Source organism: Paraburkholderia saeva (assembly GCF_907164555.1).
In the GTDB taxonomy this organism is placed as follows: domain Bacteria; phylum Pseudomonadota; class Gammaproteobacteria; order Burkholderiales; family Burkholderiaceae; genus Paraburkholderia; species Paraburkholderia saeva.
The window spans coordinates 455,497-471,193 of the sequence record NZ_CAJQZC010000003.1 but is presented as its reverse complement, the minus strand read 5'-3'; the positions used below and the strand labels follow the sequence as shown (position 1 = coordinate 471,193).

Below are 15,697 nucleotides of genomic sequence, written 5' to 3'. Positions count from 1 at the left end.
TGCAACGGTGACATCCCACGCCGCTCGCCGTGGGGCCGGAAAGGTTGAACTGCGATCCGAAATTTGTTCTTTACACGAACACTAAGTCGAATAGCGAACAATTAGGCCCAATAGTAGGGGGCGTCGGCGACCCGTGTCAAGCTGCGTCGGGTTCAAAGGCGGGTATACGTGCAGCGTAAAATGTGCCGTAACACCCTTCGCGTTCTGGCTCCGCACATCACAGTATCGCGCCGCCTGCTGCATGAGGGGTTTTCGTCCGTCTATCATAGGAAACGTCGTGGTCCGTCGCCGGCAAGGTTGGCGAAATGCGGGCCATACGCTATCGTCTCGGCTTTCGAGGCCACTCCGCCGGCCATCGCTTTCCCTTCAGGCACATGAGCAAAGCTCTTCCCGCGTCCCCGTCGCTGTCCGCGCACCTCGCTGAAACACCGGAAGCCCCCGACAAACCGGGCGATTCGTACGTGCAGTCGTTTGCGCGCGGCCTCGCTGTGATCCGTGCGTTCAACGCAGAACGCCCCGAGCAGACGCTCACCGACGTCGCCGCCGCAGCCGGGCTCACACGCGCCGGCGCGCGCCGCATTCTGCTCACGCTGCAGACGCTCGGTTACGTCGAAGCCGAAGGCCGGCTGTTCCGGCTGACGCCGAAGATCCTCGATCTCGGCTTCGCCTATCTGACTTCGATGCCGTTCTGGAATCTCGCTGAACCCGTGATGGAAGAACTGTCGGGGAAAGTGCACGAGAGCTGCTCGGCGGCCGTGCTCGATCGCACGGAAATCGTCTATGTGCTGCGTGTGCCGACGCACAAGATCATGACGATCAACCTGTCGATCGGTAGCCGCCTGCCGGCTTATTGCACATCGATGGGACGCGTGCTGCTCTCCGCACTCGACGACGAAACGCTCGACGCGACGCTCGGCGCGACGCAACTCTACGCACACACGCCGCGCACGGTGACCGACAAGGACGAGTTGAAAAAGCTGATCGCACAGGTACGCCGCCAGGGGTGGGCGATTGTCGATCAGGAACTGGAAGGGGGTTTGATATCGCTGTCGGCGCCCATCCGCAACCGCCAGGGTCGCGTGATCGCCGCGATGAACATCAGCGGCAACGCACAGCGCAATTCAGCAAAACAGATGGTGAAGGCGTTTCTCGAACCGCTGCAGCACGCGGCACAGACCGTCTCCGACATGGTCGCGCGACGCGGCTAGCATCTGGCCGCGTCACCGGCTGCGAACGTCGGCCGCTACTCGAGAAAGCGCTCCACAAGCCGCGTCCAGAACGCGGCGCCCACCGGCAGGTTGAAGTCGTTGAAGTCGTAGTGGGGGTTGTGGACCATGCATCCGTCTTCGCCGACACCGTTGCCGATGCGCAGGAACGTGCCGGGACGCTTCTGCAGCATGAACGCGAAATCTTCGCTGCCCATCAGCAGGTCGGTGTGCGCGACGACCTTGTCGTCACCGACCAGCTCGCGCGCCACTTCGATCGCGAATTCCGTTTCCGCGTCCGAGTTGACGACGACCGGATAGCCCTCGATATATTCGACGCTCGCCTTGCCGCCGTAGCTCGCCGCCTGGCCTTCCGCGAGTTCCGTGATGCGCTGCTTCAGCAAGGCGCGCACTGCCGGGCTGAACGAGCGCACGCTCAGTTCGAGCTTTGCCGTTGCGGGAATCACGTTGTTCGCGATGCCCGAGTGCATCGAGCCCACCGTCACCACCGCCGGTTGCGACGGATCGACGTTGCGCGCGACGATCGTCTGCAGCGCCATCACGATGCTCGCCGCAATCACAATCGGATCGACCGCCAGATGCGGTCGCGCCGCGTGGCCGCCGGTTCCTTCGATGTTGATGATGGCCTTGTCGCCGGCCGCCATGAACGCGCCCTTGCGGAACAGCAGCTTGCCCGGCTCGGCGCCCGGATGATTGTGCAGACCGAACACGGCATCGCACGGAAAGCGCTCGAAGAGACCGTCGTCGATCATCTTTTGCGCGCCGCTGTCGATACCGGTTTCTTCGGCCGGCTGGAAGTACAGATGCACGGTGCCGGAAAAGCGGCGCGTCGCGGCGAGATGCTGCGCGGCGCCGAGCAGCATCGTCGTATGGCCGTCGTGACCGCATGCGTGCATCTTGCCGTGTGTGCCGCTCGCGTAAGGCAGGCCCGTCTGCTCGACGATCGGCAGCGCGTCCATGTCGGCGCGAATCCCGATGCTGCGCGTGCCTTCGCCCAGTTTCATCGTACCGACGACGCCCGTTGTGCCGACGCCGCGCGTCACCTGCCAGCCCCACGCCTCGAGCTTTTCCGCGACAAGCGCCGCGGTGGCGACTTCTTCGTACGCCAGTTCGGGATGGTGGTGAATGTGGTGGCGAATCTCGCGCAGACTGTCGGCGGCGGGAACGAGGTCGTCAATTTCGGCAAAACGCCGCGCTACGTTCATCAATGACTCCAGTAATCTCAGGCAGGTCGCGCCGCGTGTCGCGGCGAATGGCGAACATTATATCGACGCGAATCCGCTTCGATGCGGTGGCAATTTCTGCCTGTCCTGCTGTAGCAGCCCGCTCCGGCGAGCAGGAATCGCCGGGCGGGCGGGCCTGCAAGCGCGCACGCCCACGCGAAGCATATGCTTCGCGTGGGCGTATCCGGCTGCATGACGGGCACGGCGCGGACTGCGCCGTGCCCGTCGACACCGCTTACTGCACCTTGCTCGCCGCGGCGATGATGGCGTCGGCCACCGCTTTCGGCTGGCTGACCATCGCGACGTGGCTCGCGTTGACGCGCGTGACGGTTGCGCCCATCTGGCTCGCCATCGCTTCCTGCAGACGCGGATCGATCATGTGATCCATTCCGGCCACCACGAACGTCGACGGCTTCGTGTGCCATGCGGCCGTGGTCACCTTGTCATCGGTACAGCCGGCAAACCACGGGCCCTGCGTCGAGGCGATCAGGCGCGCCTGAGCCGGCGGCAGGTCCTGTGCGAACTGATGGATCACGGCGTCGGTCGACAGGGTCAGGAAGCCCGCCGAATCCTTCTGCAATGCACTCGCCCATGCCGGCGCCGGCTTGCCCTTCACGATGTCGTTGATCGACTGGCCGCTGTCGGGCGCGAATGCCGCCACATAGACGAGCGACTTCACCTTGTCCTCATTGCCTGCCTGCGTGACCACGACGCCGCCCCACGAGTGGCCGACCAGCACCACCGGGCCGTCCTGCTGCTCTATCACGCGGCGCGTCGCGGCGACGTCGTCGCTGAGCGAACTGAGCGGATTCTGCACCGCGACCACGTGGAGACCGCGCGCTTCGAGCAGCGGAATGACCTTGTCCCAGCTCGATCCGTCGGCAAATGCCCCGTGCACGAGCACGACGTTCTTGCCTTTCAGATCCTGTACGGGTGCGGCATGCGCGGCTTGCAGCGAAAACAGGCTGCCAAGCAGCAGCGCGGACGTCAGGATTTTTTTCAGCAGCGTATTCATGATGGGCTTCCTCGCCTCGGTTGGATTGAGACGGACTATCTCAAGGCGGGCACCTTCGCGGTATCGGTCGAATGACCGACCCGCCGGCTGGAATTGTCTCGCGCGTATATAGTGAGCACCGTCAGGATCACCGCTTCGGGAGGCGTAGCAAGGCATGCAGACCCAGCAGGACAGTGGATCGGCGATTCGCGTATTCGACGCCGTCAAGGCGCTCGCCTTCATCGGCGACCTCAGCATGGGGCAACCTACCGATCACTCGCTGCGCACGGCGTGGCTCGGCGCGCAGCTCGCGCAGGCGGCCGGCTTCGACGCCGCCAGTTGCGACACCGTGCGCGAAGCGTCACTGCTTCGCTGGTCCGGCTGCACCGCGAACGCGCCGGAAGTCGCCGACGCGCTCGGCGACGACATCGCGGGCCGCGAAGCAATGCTCGCGCTGCGTCCCGACTGGGACAGCGCGCTCGATGCATTCGGCGGCGCGAGCGCGGCGATGACGCCTTTCGCGAAGATTCACTGTGAGGTGTCCGGCGAAGTCGCGCGCATGATGGGACTCGCGAGCGGAACGGAAACGGCGCTGCGCCACATTTTCGAGGCATGGGACGGCACCGGTCTGCCCGATCGCATGGCAGGCGGCTCGGTACCACTTGCCGTATTCGTCGTCGCGCTTGCGGGCGACCTGGAAATCTTCGGCCGCATCTACGGGCTCGACCGTGCGCTTGCGCTGATCGCGCAACGCGCCGAGGCGCGCTATCCCACACGGCTCGCTTCGCTTGCCGTCGGCCACGCGGCGGAGTGGCTGGCCGCGCTCGACGCAATGGAGGCAGCGAGCATTGACGAAGCGCTGCTGACGTCGTCGATGCGCGAAGCCACGTCCGCCGAACTGATCGCCGACGTCATCGACCTGAAACTGCCGTGGATGACGGGTTATTCGCGCGCCGTGGCCGCGACGGCCAGCGCATGCTGCGAACGGCTCGCGACCGGGCCGCAGACGCGGGAACGCGTCTATCACGCGGGTCTGATTCACGGCATAGGACGCGCCGCCGTGCCGAACGCGGTGTGGAACACCGGCACGCGGCTCTCAGCGTCCGCGTGGGAAAAAGTGCGTCTCGTGCCGTACTGGACCGCGCGTGCGGGCAGGCAGACGGGCGCGCTCGCGCAGGCCGCGGAACTCGCTTCGTACGCGTATGAACGGCTCGACGGCTCCGGCTACTTTCGCAGCGTGGGCGCCCAGGCGCTGACGCTGGAAGCGCGCATTCTCGCGGCATCGGTGGCGTGGGTGGCGCTGCGCTCGGCGCGCCCGTGGCGCTGCGCGCTGACGGATACCGAAGCCGCCGGGGCGCTGCGCACCGACGCCCGCGAGGGCCGCTTCGACGCGGACATCGTCGAGGCGCTACTCGTTTCCGGCACCACGCCGCAACAGGGGCTGCGTTACCGGCCACAGGCCGTGCGTCTGTCGGCGCGCGAAATCGACGTGCTGCGCTCGATCAGTCGTGGTGCAAGCAACAAGGAAGCGGCGCGAGAACTGGAGTTGAGTCCGAGCACGGTGCGCACGCACGTCGAAAGCGTGTTCCGCAAGCTCGAATGCTCGACGCGCGCGGCAGCCACGTTGAAGGCCTCGGCAATGGGATTTCTGTAGCACGCGCCGTGTCAGGCCACGCGGCCTTACAGCGCGCATTCTTGTGCCGCCGGCGCTATTCCTGCGTCGCCGCCCGGCGCACGACTTCGACAAACGCGTGCCCCGCGTCCTCGAGCGCGCCGGAGTTGTCGATCACGGTCAGCGAGACGCCTTCCGGCAACGTGAAGCGGGCCCGTCGCGCGAGCCGCGCGGCAACCTGCTCCGGCGTTTCACGCGCCCGCGCCCCCAGCCGCGCTTCGAGAATATGGGGCGCCGCGTCCACATGCACGACGACCGCGCGCGGATAGCGCACGAGCGCCCTCGTCAGATGCGCCCGCGAACCGTTCACGACCACCGTGCAGCCGCGCGCGAGCCACGCATCGAGTTCGATGCCGATGCCGTAACGCAGCGCGTGGCTCGACCATTCGAGCGCGAAGAGACCGAGCGCCGAGCGCGCCTCGAATTCCTCGCGCGTCAACGCAATGTGGTTCTCACCTTCGCCGGCCGCACGCGTGATGTACCGGTGCGCGAACACAACCGGCTCGCCAGGGATTTTCTCGCGCGCAAAGCTGAGCAGCGAGTCCTTGCCCGCACCGGATGGCCCCATCACGTAAATCAGCTGGCCGCTCATCGCGTCTCCATCGAACCGGGTAAAACGCCTGACGCTACCGTTCAGGCCCAAAATCGCCGCCTTCCTCGATGCATTCTAACGCGCGCACCATCAGGCTCCCGCAATAGAGGCGGCATTCAAAAATCACACCCGGAGCGCCTGCAGCAACAATAAAAGCCCCTGCGCGCGGCGTCGCGGGGAAACATTCCGCCGGTTGCAGGCCGCATTGCACCGCCTGGCGCACAGTGCGCCTGTTCCAGCGCGGCATACCGGCCTGACCCGGCCGCTGGCGTCAACCTGACGATCTACTTTCATTCATGCCTTCAAAAAGCCTTTGCTGCGCACGCACATTCCCGCAGGAAGCGCATGCCCGTTTGCTATCCGGTGTTTCACTAGCTACACGGATTTTTTTTCTTGGTAAGCTTGGCCCGCGCTGCTGGCTGAGGCTGGCAGACGATAACCATGTCCGGTCGCGACTCGCGCCGGATAGTGCCCCGCGGCGGCACAACCGATGCGGGGCAATTTGAACCACTCCGAGGAGTAAATAAGTGAAAAAACTGCTGGCGACTTTGACGGTTGCCCTGCTTGCCACCGTCTCGATTACCGCACACGCTAAAGACTGGTCCACGATCCGCTTCGGCGTCGACGCCAGCTACGCCCCGTTCGAATCCAAGGGTCCGGACGGCAAACTCGTCGGCTTCGACATCGACCTCGGCAACGAAATCTGCGCGCGCCTGAAGGCCAAGTGCGTGTGGGTTGAAAACGATTTCGACGGCATGATCCCGGCCCTGAAGGCCAAGAAGTTCGACGGCGTGCTGTCGTCGATGTCGATGACGCCGCAACGCGCCGAACAGATCGCCTTCTCGTCGAAGCTGTTCAACACGCCGACGCGCCTGATCGCGAAGAAGGGTTCGGGCATCATGCCGACGGCTGAATCGCTGAAGGGCAAGAACGTAGGCGTGGAGCAAGGCACGATCCAGGAAACCTACGCGAAGACGTACTGGGAAGCCAAGGGCGCGAAGGTCACGCCGTACCAGAACCAGGACCAGGTCTATGCCGACCTGCTGTCGGGTCGTCTGGACGCAGCGCTGCAAGATGCAGTGCAGGCTGACATCGGCTTCCTGAAGACGCCGCGCGGCGCTGGCTTCGAGTTCGTGGGCAAGGATCTGGACGATCCGAAGATCCTCGGCAACGGTGCAGGCATCGGCATGCGCAAGGAAGACACGGATCTGAAGGCGAAGGTCGACAAGGCGATCGCTGAGATCATCAAGGACGGCACCTACAAGAAGCTCGAAAAGAAGTACTTCGACTTCGACGTGTACGGCAGCTGATCCACGACGGCGCGTCTTCGGGCGCGCCGCGAGGGTTCGACGTTTGACGAAACGGGCTCTGCGAACGCGCAGAGCCCGTTTTGCTTTTGGCGCCGGCTGTGCTCCCCTGCCGGCCGGCACTGGCCGCGTCCGACGGAGAAACCACGCTGCCACGCCAGAATCGGCTAAGATCGAACGATCCGCAGCCGATCGGGAACGGTCCGGAAACGAAGCGGCACGGCCTGTTTCCCGTTTCAGAACGTCCGAACCCGCTGTTTGCCGCCCGTTTCGGCTCGCTTTTTCGACGCTTTCATTCTCTGCAACCAACCGAAAACGCCGCCTGCTTTCTGAGCGCGGCGTCTGAAGAACCATGCAAACCCAGACCCATCCGCTGATTTCCCCGACGCTCGGCACCGCGCGCAACCTGACGAGTTATCACTACGGCGCCGGCGGTGGACAGAAAATCTATATCCAGTCTTCGCTGCACGCCGACGAGCTGCCCGGCATGCTGGTTTCGCACGTGCTGCGCCAGAAGCTTGCCGCGCTCGAAGCGGCCGGCAAGGTGCGCGGCGAAGTCGTGCTCGTGCCGGTCGCCAATCCGATCGGCCTGAACCAGCACGTGTACAGCCATCTGGCCGGACGCTTCGAATCGAACAGCGGCCAGAACTTCAACCGCAATTTCTACGATCTGGCCGCGCTCGTGCAGCCTGTGATCGAAGCGCGTCTCACGCGCGACATCGACGAAAACCGTCAGGCCATCCGCCGCGCGATGCGCGAAGGCCTCGACGCCCAGCGGCCGAAGAATGAACTGGAATCGCAGCGTCTCGCGCTGCAAAAACTCTCGTACGATGCCGACGTCGTGCTGGACCTGCATTGCGACTGGGAAGCCGCGATGCACATCTACACGAACCCGGACATCTGGCCGGAAGTCGAGCCGCTCGCGCGCTATCTGGACTCGAAGGCGTCGCTCCTTGCGCTCGATTCGATGGGCAATCCGTTCGATGAAATTCACAGCTTCATCTGGTCGGATCTGCGCAGCCGCTATGGCGAACGCTTCCCGATTCCAAACGGCTCGGTGTCGGTCACGATCGAACTGCGCGGTCAACGCGATGTGTCGTACGAACTCGCGGAGCGCGACGCGCAGGGCATCGTCGAATATCTGACGCATCGTGGCGTAATCGAAGGCACGGCCGCCGAAATGCCGCCGCTCGAATTCGCCGCGACGCCGCTCGCCGGCAATGAACCGATCGTCGCGCCGATCACGGGTGTCGTCGTGTACCGGCCGGCCGCCCAGGTGGGCACATGGCTCGATGCAGGCACCGAGATCGCCGATATCGTCGATCCGCTGACAGGCCAGGTCGCAACACTGAAGAACGCGGTGGCCGGTGTGCTGTACGCGCGGCATTCCGCGCGTTTCGCCACCGCCGGCCTCGAAGTGGCGCGTGTGGCAGGCGCGAAGGCGTATCGCACGGGCTCGCTGCTGTCCGCATGACGCCCACTGCGCCTGCGACTTCTTCACCGCTCAATCAATGACAATCGCCCGCTGACGCGGGCGATTTTCGTTTGAGCCCGCGGCGCGCAGCGGCGGGTACGCGCCGGGATAACCTAGAACGCCGGCACAATCGAGCCCTTGAACTGTGTATCGAGGAAGTGGCGCACGTCGTCCGATTCATACGCGGCCACGAGCTTCTTCACCCACGGCTTGTTGCGGTCCTGCTCGCGCACGGCGATCAGGTTTGCGTACGGCCCTTTCAGGTCTTCGATGCCGATCGCGTCTTTCGTCGGTTGCAGGCCAGCCTTCACCGCGTAGTCGGTGTTGATCGACGCGGCGTCGAGATCGTCGAGCGCACGCGGCAGTTGCGCGGCATCGAGTTCCACGAGCCTGATCTTCTTCGGATTTTCCGCGACATCGAGCGGCGTTGCGTTGACGCCGTTCGCGCCGGCGCCCGGTTTCAGTTTGATCACGCCGTACTTCTGCAGGAGCAGCAGCGCGCGGTTGCCGTTCGACGGATCGTTCTGGATGCCGACCTTCGCGCCCTCGGGCAGGTCCTTCAGCGACTTGTACTTCTTCGAATAGAAGCCCATCGGCGACGTGTAGGTCAGGCCGACGTTGACGATGTGATAGCCGCGCTGTCTGATCTGGCTGTCCAGAAACGGCTGATGCTGAAAACCGTTCGCGTCGAGGTCACCCGCGTCGAGTGCGGCGTTCGGCTGCACGTAATCGTTGAACTCGATCACCTTGAGCGTAAGACCCTCGCGCGCTGCGACCTTTGTCACAACCGACCAGATCTGCGCATCGGGACCGCTCATCGTGCCGACCTTGATGACCTTGTCGTCAGCATGGGCAAGGGTGGTCGCGAGCGTGGCGCCGGCTGCCGCCAGTGCGGCGAGCGTCTTGATGAGTGTTCTGCGCTGCATACGTTCCCCGTTTGATTCATGAATGTTGGATGCGCATCGTCACACGGCGCGATCGCGGCGATAACCAACAAATTTTCATACGCATATTCAGCCGCCCACGCAGAGCATATGCGGACCTCCCCTGCTCTAATCCGTCAGCGAGAAGCGGCCGTTGTCGCGCGCATGCGACACATTCTCAAAAATAACTGACCTGTCATATTCAGTTCCCGGCAATCACTTACATTTCGGGCCATCGCATGACCGGCCGCAGAGCGTGGCATGTCGATCGCATTCTTTTCTACCTGGAGAAATGTCTTGAACAAGAAAGTACTGGCCACCGCTCTTCTCGCCACGTTCGCAGGCGCGGCACACGCACAAAGCAGCGTTACGCTGTACGGGGTTATCGACGCAGGTATCAGCTACGCGAACCACGTGAAGAATGGCAACACACACGACGACCTCGTCAAGTACGACGACGGCGTAGCACAGGGCAGCCGTTGGGGCATGCGCGGCACCGAAGACCTCGGTGGCGGCCTGAAGGCAATCTTCGTGCTCGAAAACGGTTTTAACAGCGGTAACGGTACGGCAGGCCAGGGCGGCGCGATGTTCGGCCGCCAGGCGTTCGTCGGCCTGACGAAGGACAACATCGGTTCGTTCACGTTGGGTCGTCAGTACACGTTCAGCACGGACTACGTCGGTGCGAACTACTCGACGGGCGGCAACACGGTTGCCGGTAACTACGCTTACCACATCAACGATATCGACCAGCTGACGTCGAGCCGTATCAACAACGCGGTCAAGTTCAGCAGCGCGAACTTCGCTGGCTTGACGTTCGGCGCGTTGTACGGCTTCTCGAACTCGACGTCGTTCGCAGGTGCACCGGCTGTCGGCACGACGGCAGGTTCGTCGCGCGCATACAGCTTCGGCGCGAACTATGCGAACGGCCCGTTCTCGCTTGGCGCTGCTTACACGGACATCCGTTTCCCGAACCAGTCGACGCCGGCTTTCACGACGAACATCGCGAACGTCAACCCGGGCACGGTCAAGGATCTGCGCACGGTTGGCGCAGGCGGCCGCTATGTCTTCGGTCCGGCTACGCTGTGGGCGTTGTACACGAACACGCGTCTCGAACCGCTCACGGGCGGATCGACGACCTACGCCGCGTATGAAGCAGGCGTGAAGTACGCTGTAACGCCGGCGTTGACGGGTGGCCTCGGCTACACGTACATGCACCTGTCGGATGCGAACACGGGCCACTGGAACCAGATCGACGCCAGCGTCGACTACGCGCTCAGCAAGCGCACCGACGTGTACGTGCTCGGCATCTACCAGGCGGCACAGGGTCACAACGCGGGCACGGGCGACGTGCAGGCACAGATCGGTTCGGCGACGAGCTACTTCAACGTGGCGGGCGCGAGCACGCAGCTGGCTGCTCGCGTGGGTCTGCGTCACAAGTTCTGATCGTCGTAGCGTGAAGACACCGGCGGGGCCTCTTCAGGTTTAAAGAGACCGCCGGAAGCAGGAGAAAATGCCGTTCAGTGTTCAGCTGAACGGCATTTTTGTGTCTGGCGTTTCGCTCGCAAGCGGATTCGGGCAAAGCGTCCGGTGGACGCGACGCTAACGCTACGAAGCCTGGCGCAATACACGCATCGTTGCGCCGACCAGATGATCCTTTAGCCGCAACGCGCGCTTCTCGATGAGATGCCACGACAGCACCGCGAACACGAGGGTCACGAGCGTGGACGAAACGATCATTCCCGCAATGGAAATGCCGGGAAACAGCGCGACAATCGATTGCTGGATCGGGAACGCGTAGATATAAACGCCGTATGAATAGTCGCCGAGACGGTTATAGCGAAAGAGCGCGCCCGACGGATAGTAAGCCGCTGTCAGCACCAGATACGGAACGACGATCATGTACGCAATCGTGAAGACATAGCCGGTCTGGGCAAAACCCAGCACGGCAACGACAGCCGCGATCAGCAGACAGGTCTTGCCAGACAGGCTGACCCGGTCTTTCATGACATAGAAGCTCGCACCCGCGAAAAACACCCACGGCAGATGGCTCTTTTGCCCGACGTGGTGCGCGATGATCGTGTGAAACCAGTACAGCAGCGAGAGCGCGGCGACGGCCAGCACAGACGCCCGAAAAAACTTGCTGCGCGCGCTGAACGCGACGATCGCCCCAACCCACAACATCGCGAGTACGAGATACATCCGGATCTCGTACATCATCGTCCACAGCGAGCCGTTCACTGTATTCGGATACGGATTCGTGGTGAACACGCCTGGCAGGTCGAACACCGAACCGGACACGAGAATCGCTGTTTTCGCAACAAAGTGCCACGTCTGATGGTCCGCGAGAAACACGGCGGCAGGCAGCGTCGTAAATGTCACACCCACACCGAGGACAAGCAGCACAAGCATGACGAAAAGCGCCGGATAGATTCTCAGGCAGCGTGCCCACAGGAATTCGAATACGTTCTTGCGCGTGAGCAGGCTCTTGGTGACGAGAAAGCCGCTGGTGACGAAAAATACGTCGACCGCCATCGTGCCCGGCGTCATGCCAATCGCCTTGACGAGCGGTTCCGCTTCGGTGTCGCCGGTGACGAGCGCGAAGCTGTGGCTGAAGAGAACCGCCAGTGCGGCGATGATCCGCAGGAGGTTGAAGTTGTTCTCGTCCTTACGTCCGAGCGCTGCGTGAGCTAGCTTCATATGACCCCTCGACTGTGGTCAGATATGTCGCCTCATGCTAGCAGACCATATTTTTGCGGGTAAGCCTGAACGATAAATGCCGCTGGTTTGTCACATGCACGCGACACGCAGAGCGAAGGCATTTCACATCGCGAACATCAGGAATAGAAAGCAGCGCATGGTGGAATGGCCATGCTGGCATTCCGGACACTCGGGGGAGTAATCTCCAGTACTGAATACGGAACTGCGGAGCATGCCCGCCCCGTTATGGCGGCTTGAACCGCGGCGAAATGCCCAGATGAAGGCGTCCTGACGCAAATACTGACAGCCGGCGCCATGAATTGAGGAGCGAGAGCAATGGGAAGCACCAGCGCGGTTGCGACTGCGGCAGTCGCCTTCGTGGGCAGTCACTTTCTCCTGTCCCATCCGCTGCGCAGCCGTCTGGTTCGCGCAACTGGCGAAGCGGGATTCCAGGGCGTCTATTCGCTGATTGCGCTCCTGACGTTCGGCTGGCTGATCCTGGCCTACCGGCAGGCGCCCCTGACGTTGCCTCTCTGGGCGACAGGAAACGGGCTCTGGGCGCTTGCCACGGGGGTCATGCTGATCGCGTCGATCCTCCTGATGGGCTCGCTGATCCGCAATCCGGCGCTGCCTGCCGGCGGGCGGGCGAGCTCATTGCCGGAATCGGCGCGCGGCGTGTATGCGGTAACGCGCCACCCGATGATGTGGGCGTTCGCACTTTGGGGGCTGTGCCACATCGCCGTGTTCCCGGTGGCCAAAAACATCGTGGTTTCAGCGGCTATCGTCGTTCTCGCGCTCGTCGGGGCCGCACTGCAGGACCGTAAGAAGGAGCGGCTCCAGCCCGATTTCTGGCCCGCCTGGGAGTCGAAAACGAGCTACGTGCCGTTCGCGGCAATCGTCGCTGGCCGGGCGCGGCTGGGCGGGTTCGGAATGCACGCGCTGCTGGGCGGTCTCGTCGTCTGGCTCGGAGCGACATGGGCGCATATGCCCATCGCCGGTTGGGCCGCGGGCATCTGGCGCTGGCTGTAGCCACGGTGCGGGCTGTTACGTCGTATTCTTGATTGTCCCTGCGCTTCCCAGCGCTTTGCGCGACCCCGATCTGTCACATCGATGCTTTCAATTCTGAAGAGAACATGACGAATCGACACACCTCCCGTCTGCCTCCAGATCACGTTCAGGACAGCGCGGTGATCATGGCAACTTTCCAGCGAAAAGCCCATACTTGAGGGCATCAAACTGATCGCGAACATCGCCAGAGACCGGCGAGTCCCAGCGGGTGACTCATCTCGCTCAAGCAGACAATTTTCTTTGAGAGCATCCATGAAAACGTTGTTTCTGCAGGCACCTTCGTTTGACGGCTTCGATGGCGGAGCAGGCTCGCGTTTCCAGACAAAGCGCGAGATAAAATCGTTCTGGTATCCAACGTGGCTTGCCCAGCCCGCTGCGCTGATCGAAAACAGTCGCGTTCTCGACGCTCCAGCAGATGGAATATCGCTCGACAGATCTCTTGATATTGCAGAGGACTATGACCTCGTCATCATCCATACGAGTACGCCGTCGTTCGCTAGCGATGCCCAGTTCGCAGCGCACGTAAAACGCCGCAAATCCACGATACTCGTCGGGATGGTGGGTGCAAAAGTCGCCGTGGATCCTCACGGTTCGCTTACTGCCTGCGACGCACTCGACTTCGTATGCCGCGAAGAATTCGACTTCACCTGTCGGGACATTGCACAAGGTATTCCGTTCGAGTCGATTTCAGGTCTGAGCTATCGTCTGCCCGACGGCGGAATCATGCACAACGAAGCCCGGCCCATCCTCGAAAACATGGACGAGTTGCCCTTCGTCGCGCCGATCTACAAGCGCGATCTCAATACCCAGAACTATTTCAGTGGGTACCTCAAACATCCTTATGTGTCGATCTACACAGGGCGCGGCTGCAAATCGAGGTGCACTTTCTGCCTCTGGCCGCAGACAGTGGGCGGCCATAAATATCGCACACGGTCAGTCGAAAACGTTCTTGAAGAAGTGAAATGGATCAGGGACAACATGCCCGAAATAAAGGAGATCATGTTTGACGACGATACCTTTACCGATCTAAGACCAAGAGCCGAAGAGATCGCCCGGGGGCTTGGCAAGCTGGGCGTGACCTGGTCCTGCAATGCAAAAGCGAACGTACCCTGGTCAACCCTCAAGGTGATGAAGGAAAACGGCTTGCGGCTCCTGCTTGTTGGTTACGAATCCGGCGACGACCAGATCCTCGTGAACGTCAAGAAAGGGCTGCGAACCGACATGGCGCGCCGCTTCACTGAAGATTGCCGCAAGCTTGGCATCAAGATTCATGGCACCTTCATTCTTGGGCTTCCGGGCGAAACACACGAGACGATCAGAAAGACCATCGAATACGCGAAAGAGATCAATCCGCACACGATCCAGGTGTCACTCGCGGCGCCCTATCCTGGCACGACGCTTCATAAGCAGGCGCTCGAGAATGGATGGCTGCAGGAAAGCAAGGTCATCAACCTCGTGAGTTCGACAGGCGTCCAGGTTTCGGCAATCGGCTATCCACACCTCTCGCGCGAAGAGATCTATCACAGCGTCGAGGAGTTCTATAAACGCTTCTACTTCAGACCGGCCAAGATCTGGGAAATCGTCCGTGAGATGCTGGTGAGCTGGGAGATGATGAAGCGGCGTCTGCAGGAAGGCGTCGAGTTCTTCAGGTTTCTCCGCACGCGCGAGGCGTAAACCCGCGCCTCGATGCGTGTTCTTTGGCACGCGCACTCGAACTGCGTGGCGGGGTGTCGATTTCGACGCGATTGGGCGTTGTCGCGTTGCGGGCAAAGCGGTCGGCGCGTCAAGTCGACTATTCAGAATGGCGCGCGCCCCTTCGCAGTCAGTGGACTTCGATCTCCTCTACCTCGCGCACGCCGATCAGATCGCAAAGCATGTTGCGATACGCGACGAACTCCTCAGCCGACATACGCGACAGCGAAATCGTGATGAAGTCGCGCTGTTCGTCGTCGTCCGGATGCACGCTGATGTGCCTGAGTCGCGGGCCGTCCTCGCCGAACAGGCGACACAGGACTGGCAGCGTGATCGCTCCGCGGTCAACCTGAAGACGCAGCGCGCGGCGCAGCTTCCCTTTGGCCCGCAACTGGCGCGCCACGGGTTTGACCCACGTGAGCGTCGTGAGGATGATCACTGTTGCCGCCAGCGCCAGCACGTAGAGTCCGCCGCCCGCCGCGAGGCCGATGCCCGCCACCGCCCAGACGCTCGCCGCCGTCGTCAGCCCTCGTACTACTTCGCCGCGTAGCAGGATTGCGCCGGCACCGAGAAAGCCGATCCCCGACACGACCTGCGCCGCTACACGTGACGGATCGAGGGCGATGTTCGGCATCGAGCGGGTGTCCTCGAAGCCGAACGCCGAGACGATCATCACGAGCGAGGACGCCACGCACACCAGCATGTGCGTGCGCAGCCCGGCCGGAAATGCAAACCGCTCGCGCTCGAAGCCGATGGCGCCACCCAGCACCGCGGCAAACAGCAGCCTTGCGATCAGTTCGATATTGCCCGGCATCGCTTTCTCCTTGTT

13 protein-coding genes are annotated in these 15,697 nt (G+C 62.4%); 7 read left to right on the top strand and 6 right to left on the bottom strand.

Annotated elements, in window-relative coordinates:
* Positions 1 to 374: 374 nt before the first annotated feature.
* Positions 375 to 1,208: an IclR family transcriptional regulator gene (locus tag LPA36_RS10290; protein WP_228876089.1), complete on the top strand. Its 834-nt coding sequence runs from the start codon at positions 375 to 377 to the stop codon at positions 1,206 to 1,208.
* A gap of 35 nt (positions 1,209 to 1,243) precedes the next feature.
* On the opposite strand, the gene LPA36_RS10285 is transcribed toward LPA36_RS10290, so the two are convergent.
* Complete coding sequence (locus tag LPA36_RS10285) at positions 1,244 to 2,431, bottom strand: M20 aminoacylase family protein (protein ID WP_228876087.1); 1,188 nt, start codon at positions 2,429 to 2,431, stop codon at positions 1,244 to 1,246.
* A gap of 253 nt (positions 2,432 to 2,684) precedes the next feature.
* A complete protein-coding gene (locus tag LPA36_RS10280; RefSeq protein ID WP_228876086.1) occupies positions 2,685 to 3,464 on the bottom strand; it encodes an alpha/beta fold hydrolase in 780 nt (259 codons plus the stop codon).
* Positions 3,465 to 3,618: 154 nt separating this feature from the next.
* Here LPA36_RS10280 and LPA36_RS10275 point away from each other — a divergent pair, with 154 nt between their 5' ends.
* Positions 3,619 to 5,097 (top strand): HD domain-containing phosphohydrolase, encoded by a 1,479-nt coding sequence (locus LPA36_RS10275; RefSeq protein ID WP_228876085.1) that lies wholly within the window; start codon positions 3,619 to 3,621, stop codon positions 5,095 to 5,097.
* A 55-nt stretch (positions 5,098 to 5,152) separates the two neighbouring features.
* On the opposite strand, the gene phnN is transcribed toward LPA36_RS10275, so the two are convergent.
* Positions 5,153 to 5,707, bottom strand: a complete 555-nt coding sequence (phnN, locus tag LPA36_RS10270) for a phosphonate metabolism protein/1,5-bisphosphokinase (PRPP-forming) PhnN (protein ID WP_228876084.1) — start codon at positions 5,705 to 5,707, stop codon at positions 5,153 to 5,155.
* Positions 5,708 to 6,234: 527 nt separating this feature from the next.
* Here phnN and LPA36_RS10265 point away from each other — a divergent pair.
* A complete protein-coding gene (locus LPA36_RS10265) occupies positions 6,235 to 7,017 on the top strand; it encodes an ABC transporter substrate-binding protein (RefSeq protein WP_228876083.1) in 783 nt (260 codons plus the stop codon).
* A gap of 349 nt (positions 7,018 to 7,366) precedes the next feature.
* Positions 7,367 to 8,488: a succinylglutamate desuccinylase/aspartoacylase family protein gene (locus LPA36_RS10260; protein WP_228876082.1), complete on the top strand. Its 1,122-nt coding sequence runs from the start codon at positions 7,367 to 7,369 to the stop codon at positions 8,486 to 8,488.
* Positions 8,489 to 8,601: 113 nt separating this feature from the next.
* On the opposite strand, the gene LPA36_RS10255 is transcribed toward LPA36_RS10260, so the two are convergent.
* The gene (locus LPA36_RS10255) at positions 8,602 to 9,414 is read right to left on the bottom strand and encodes a MetQ/NlpA family ABC transporter substrate-binding protein (RefSeq protein WP_228876081.1); all 813 of its coding nucleotides are present in this window, start codon (positions 9,412 to 9,414) and stop codon (positions 8,602 to 8,604) included.
* Positions 9,415 to 9,708: 294 nt separating this feature from the next.
* Here LPA36_RS10255 and LPA36_RS10250 point away from each other — a divergent pair, with 294 nt between their 5' ends.
* The gene (locus LPA36_RS10250) at positions 9,709 to 10,854 is read left to right on the top strand and encodes a porin (RefSeq protein ID WP_228876079.1); all 1,146 of its coding nucleotides are present in this window, start codon (positions 9,709 to 9,711) and stop codon (positions 10,852 to 10,854) included.
* A gap of 162 nt (positions 10,855 to 11,016) precedes the next feature.
* Here LPA36_RS10250 and LPA36_RS10245 read toward each other — a convergent pair whose 3' ends face one another.
* On the bottom strand, positions 11,017 to 12,108 hold the full coding sequence (locus LPA36_RS10245) for an acyltransferase family protein (protein ID WP_228876078.1): 1,092 nt from the start codon (positions 12,106 to 12,108) through the stop codon (positions 11,017 to 11,019).
* Between the two features lie 336 nt (positions 12,109 to 12,444).
* Here LPA36_RS10245 and LPA36_RS10240 point away from each other — a divergent pair, with 336 nt between their 5' ends.
* Complete coding sequence (locus tag LPA36_RS10240; RefSeq protein ID WP_228876077.1) at positions 12,445 to 13,137, top strand: NnrU family protein; 693 nt, start codon at positions 12,445 to 12,447, stop codon at positions 13,135 to 13,137.
* A 291-nt stretch (positions 13,138 to 13,428) separates the two neighbouring features.
* A complete protein-coding gene (gene hpnJ, locus LPA36_RS10235; protein ID WP_228876076.1) occupies positions 13,429 to 14,850 on the top strand; it encodes a hopanoid biosynthesis associated radical SAM protein HpnJ in 1,422 nt (473 codons plus the stop codon).
* A 148-nt stretch (positions 14,851 to 14,998) separates the two neighbouring features.
* On the opposite strand, the gene LPA36_RS10230 is transcribed toward hpnJ, so the two are convergent.
* Entirely contained in the window at positions 14,999 to 15,682 is a 684-nt protein-coding gene (locus LPA36_RS10230; RefSeq protein ID WP_228876075.1) for an MgtC/SapB family protein, read from the bottom strand.
* Positions 15,683 to 15,697: the final 15 nt, after the last annotated feature.

Bases quoted from the DNA above. Each gene is read 5' to 3' on its own strand.
- LPA36_RS10240 (WP_228876077.1), top strand. From the start codon at position 12,445: ATGGGAAGCACCAGCGCGGTTGCGACTGCGGCAGTCGCCTTCGTGGGC.
- LPA36_RS10230 (WP_228876075.1), bottom strand. From the start codon at position 15,682: ATGCCGGGCAATATCGAACTGATCGCAAGGCTGCTGTTTGCCGCGGTG.
- hpnJ (WP_228876076.1), top strand. From the start codon at position 13,429: ATGAAAACGTTGTTTCTGCAGGCACCTTCGTTTGACGGCTTCGATGGC.
- phnN (WP_228876084.1), bottom strand. From the start codon at position 5,707: ATGAGCGGCCAGCTGATTTACGTGATGGGGCCATCCGGTGCGGGCAAG.
- LPA36_RS10260 (WP_228876082.1), top strand. From the start codon at position 7,367: ATGCAAACCCAGACCCATCCGCTGATTTCCCCGACGCTCGGCACCGCG.
- LPA36_RS10245 (WP_228876078.1), bottom strand. From the start codon at position 12,108: ATGAAGCTAGCTCACGCAGCGCTCGGACGTAAGGACGAGAACAACTTC.
- LPA36_RS10275 (WP_228876085.1), top strand. From the start codon at position 3,619: ATGCAGACCCAGCAGGACAGTGGATCGGCGATTCGCGTATTCGACGCC.
- LPA36_RS10290 (WP_228876089.1), top strand. From the start codon at position 375: ATGAGCAAAGCTCTTCCCGCGTCCCCGTCGCTGTCCGCGCACCTCGCT.
- LPA36_RS10285 (WP_228876087.1), bottom strand. From the start codon at position 2,431: ATGAACGTAGCGCGGCGTTTTGCCGAAATTGACGACCTCGTTCCCGCC.
- LPA36_RS10255 (WP_228876081.1), bottom strand. From the start codon at position 9,414: ATGCAGCGCAGAACACTCATCAAGACGCTCGCCGCACTGGCGGCAGCC.
- LPA36_RS10280 (WP_228876086.1), bottom strand. From the start codon at position 3,464: ATGAATACGCTGCTGAAAAAAATCCTGACGTCCGCGCTGCTGCTTGGC.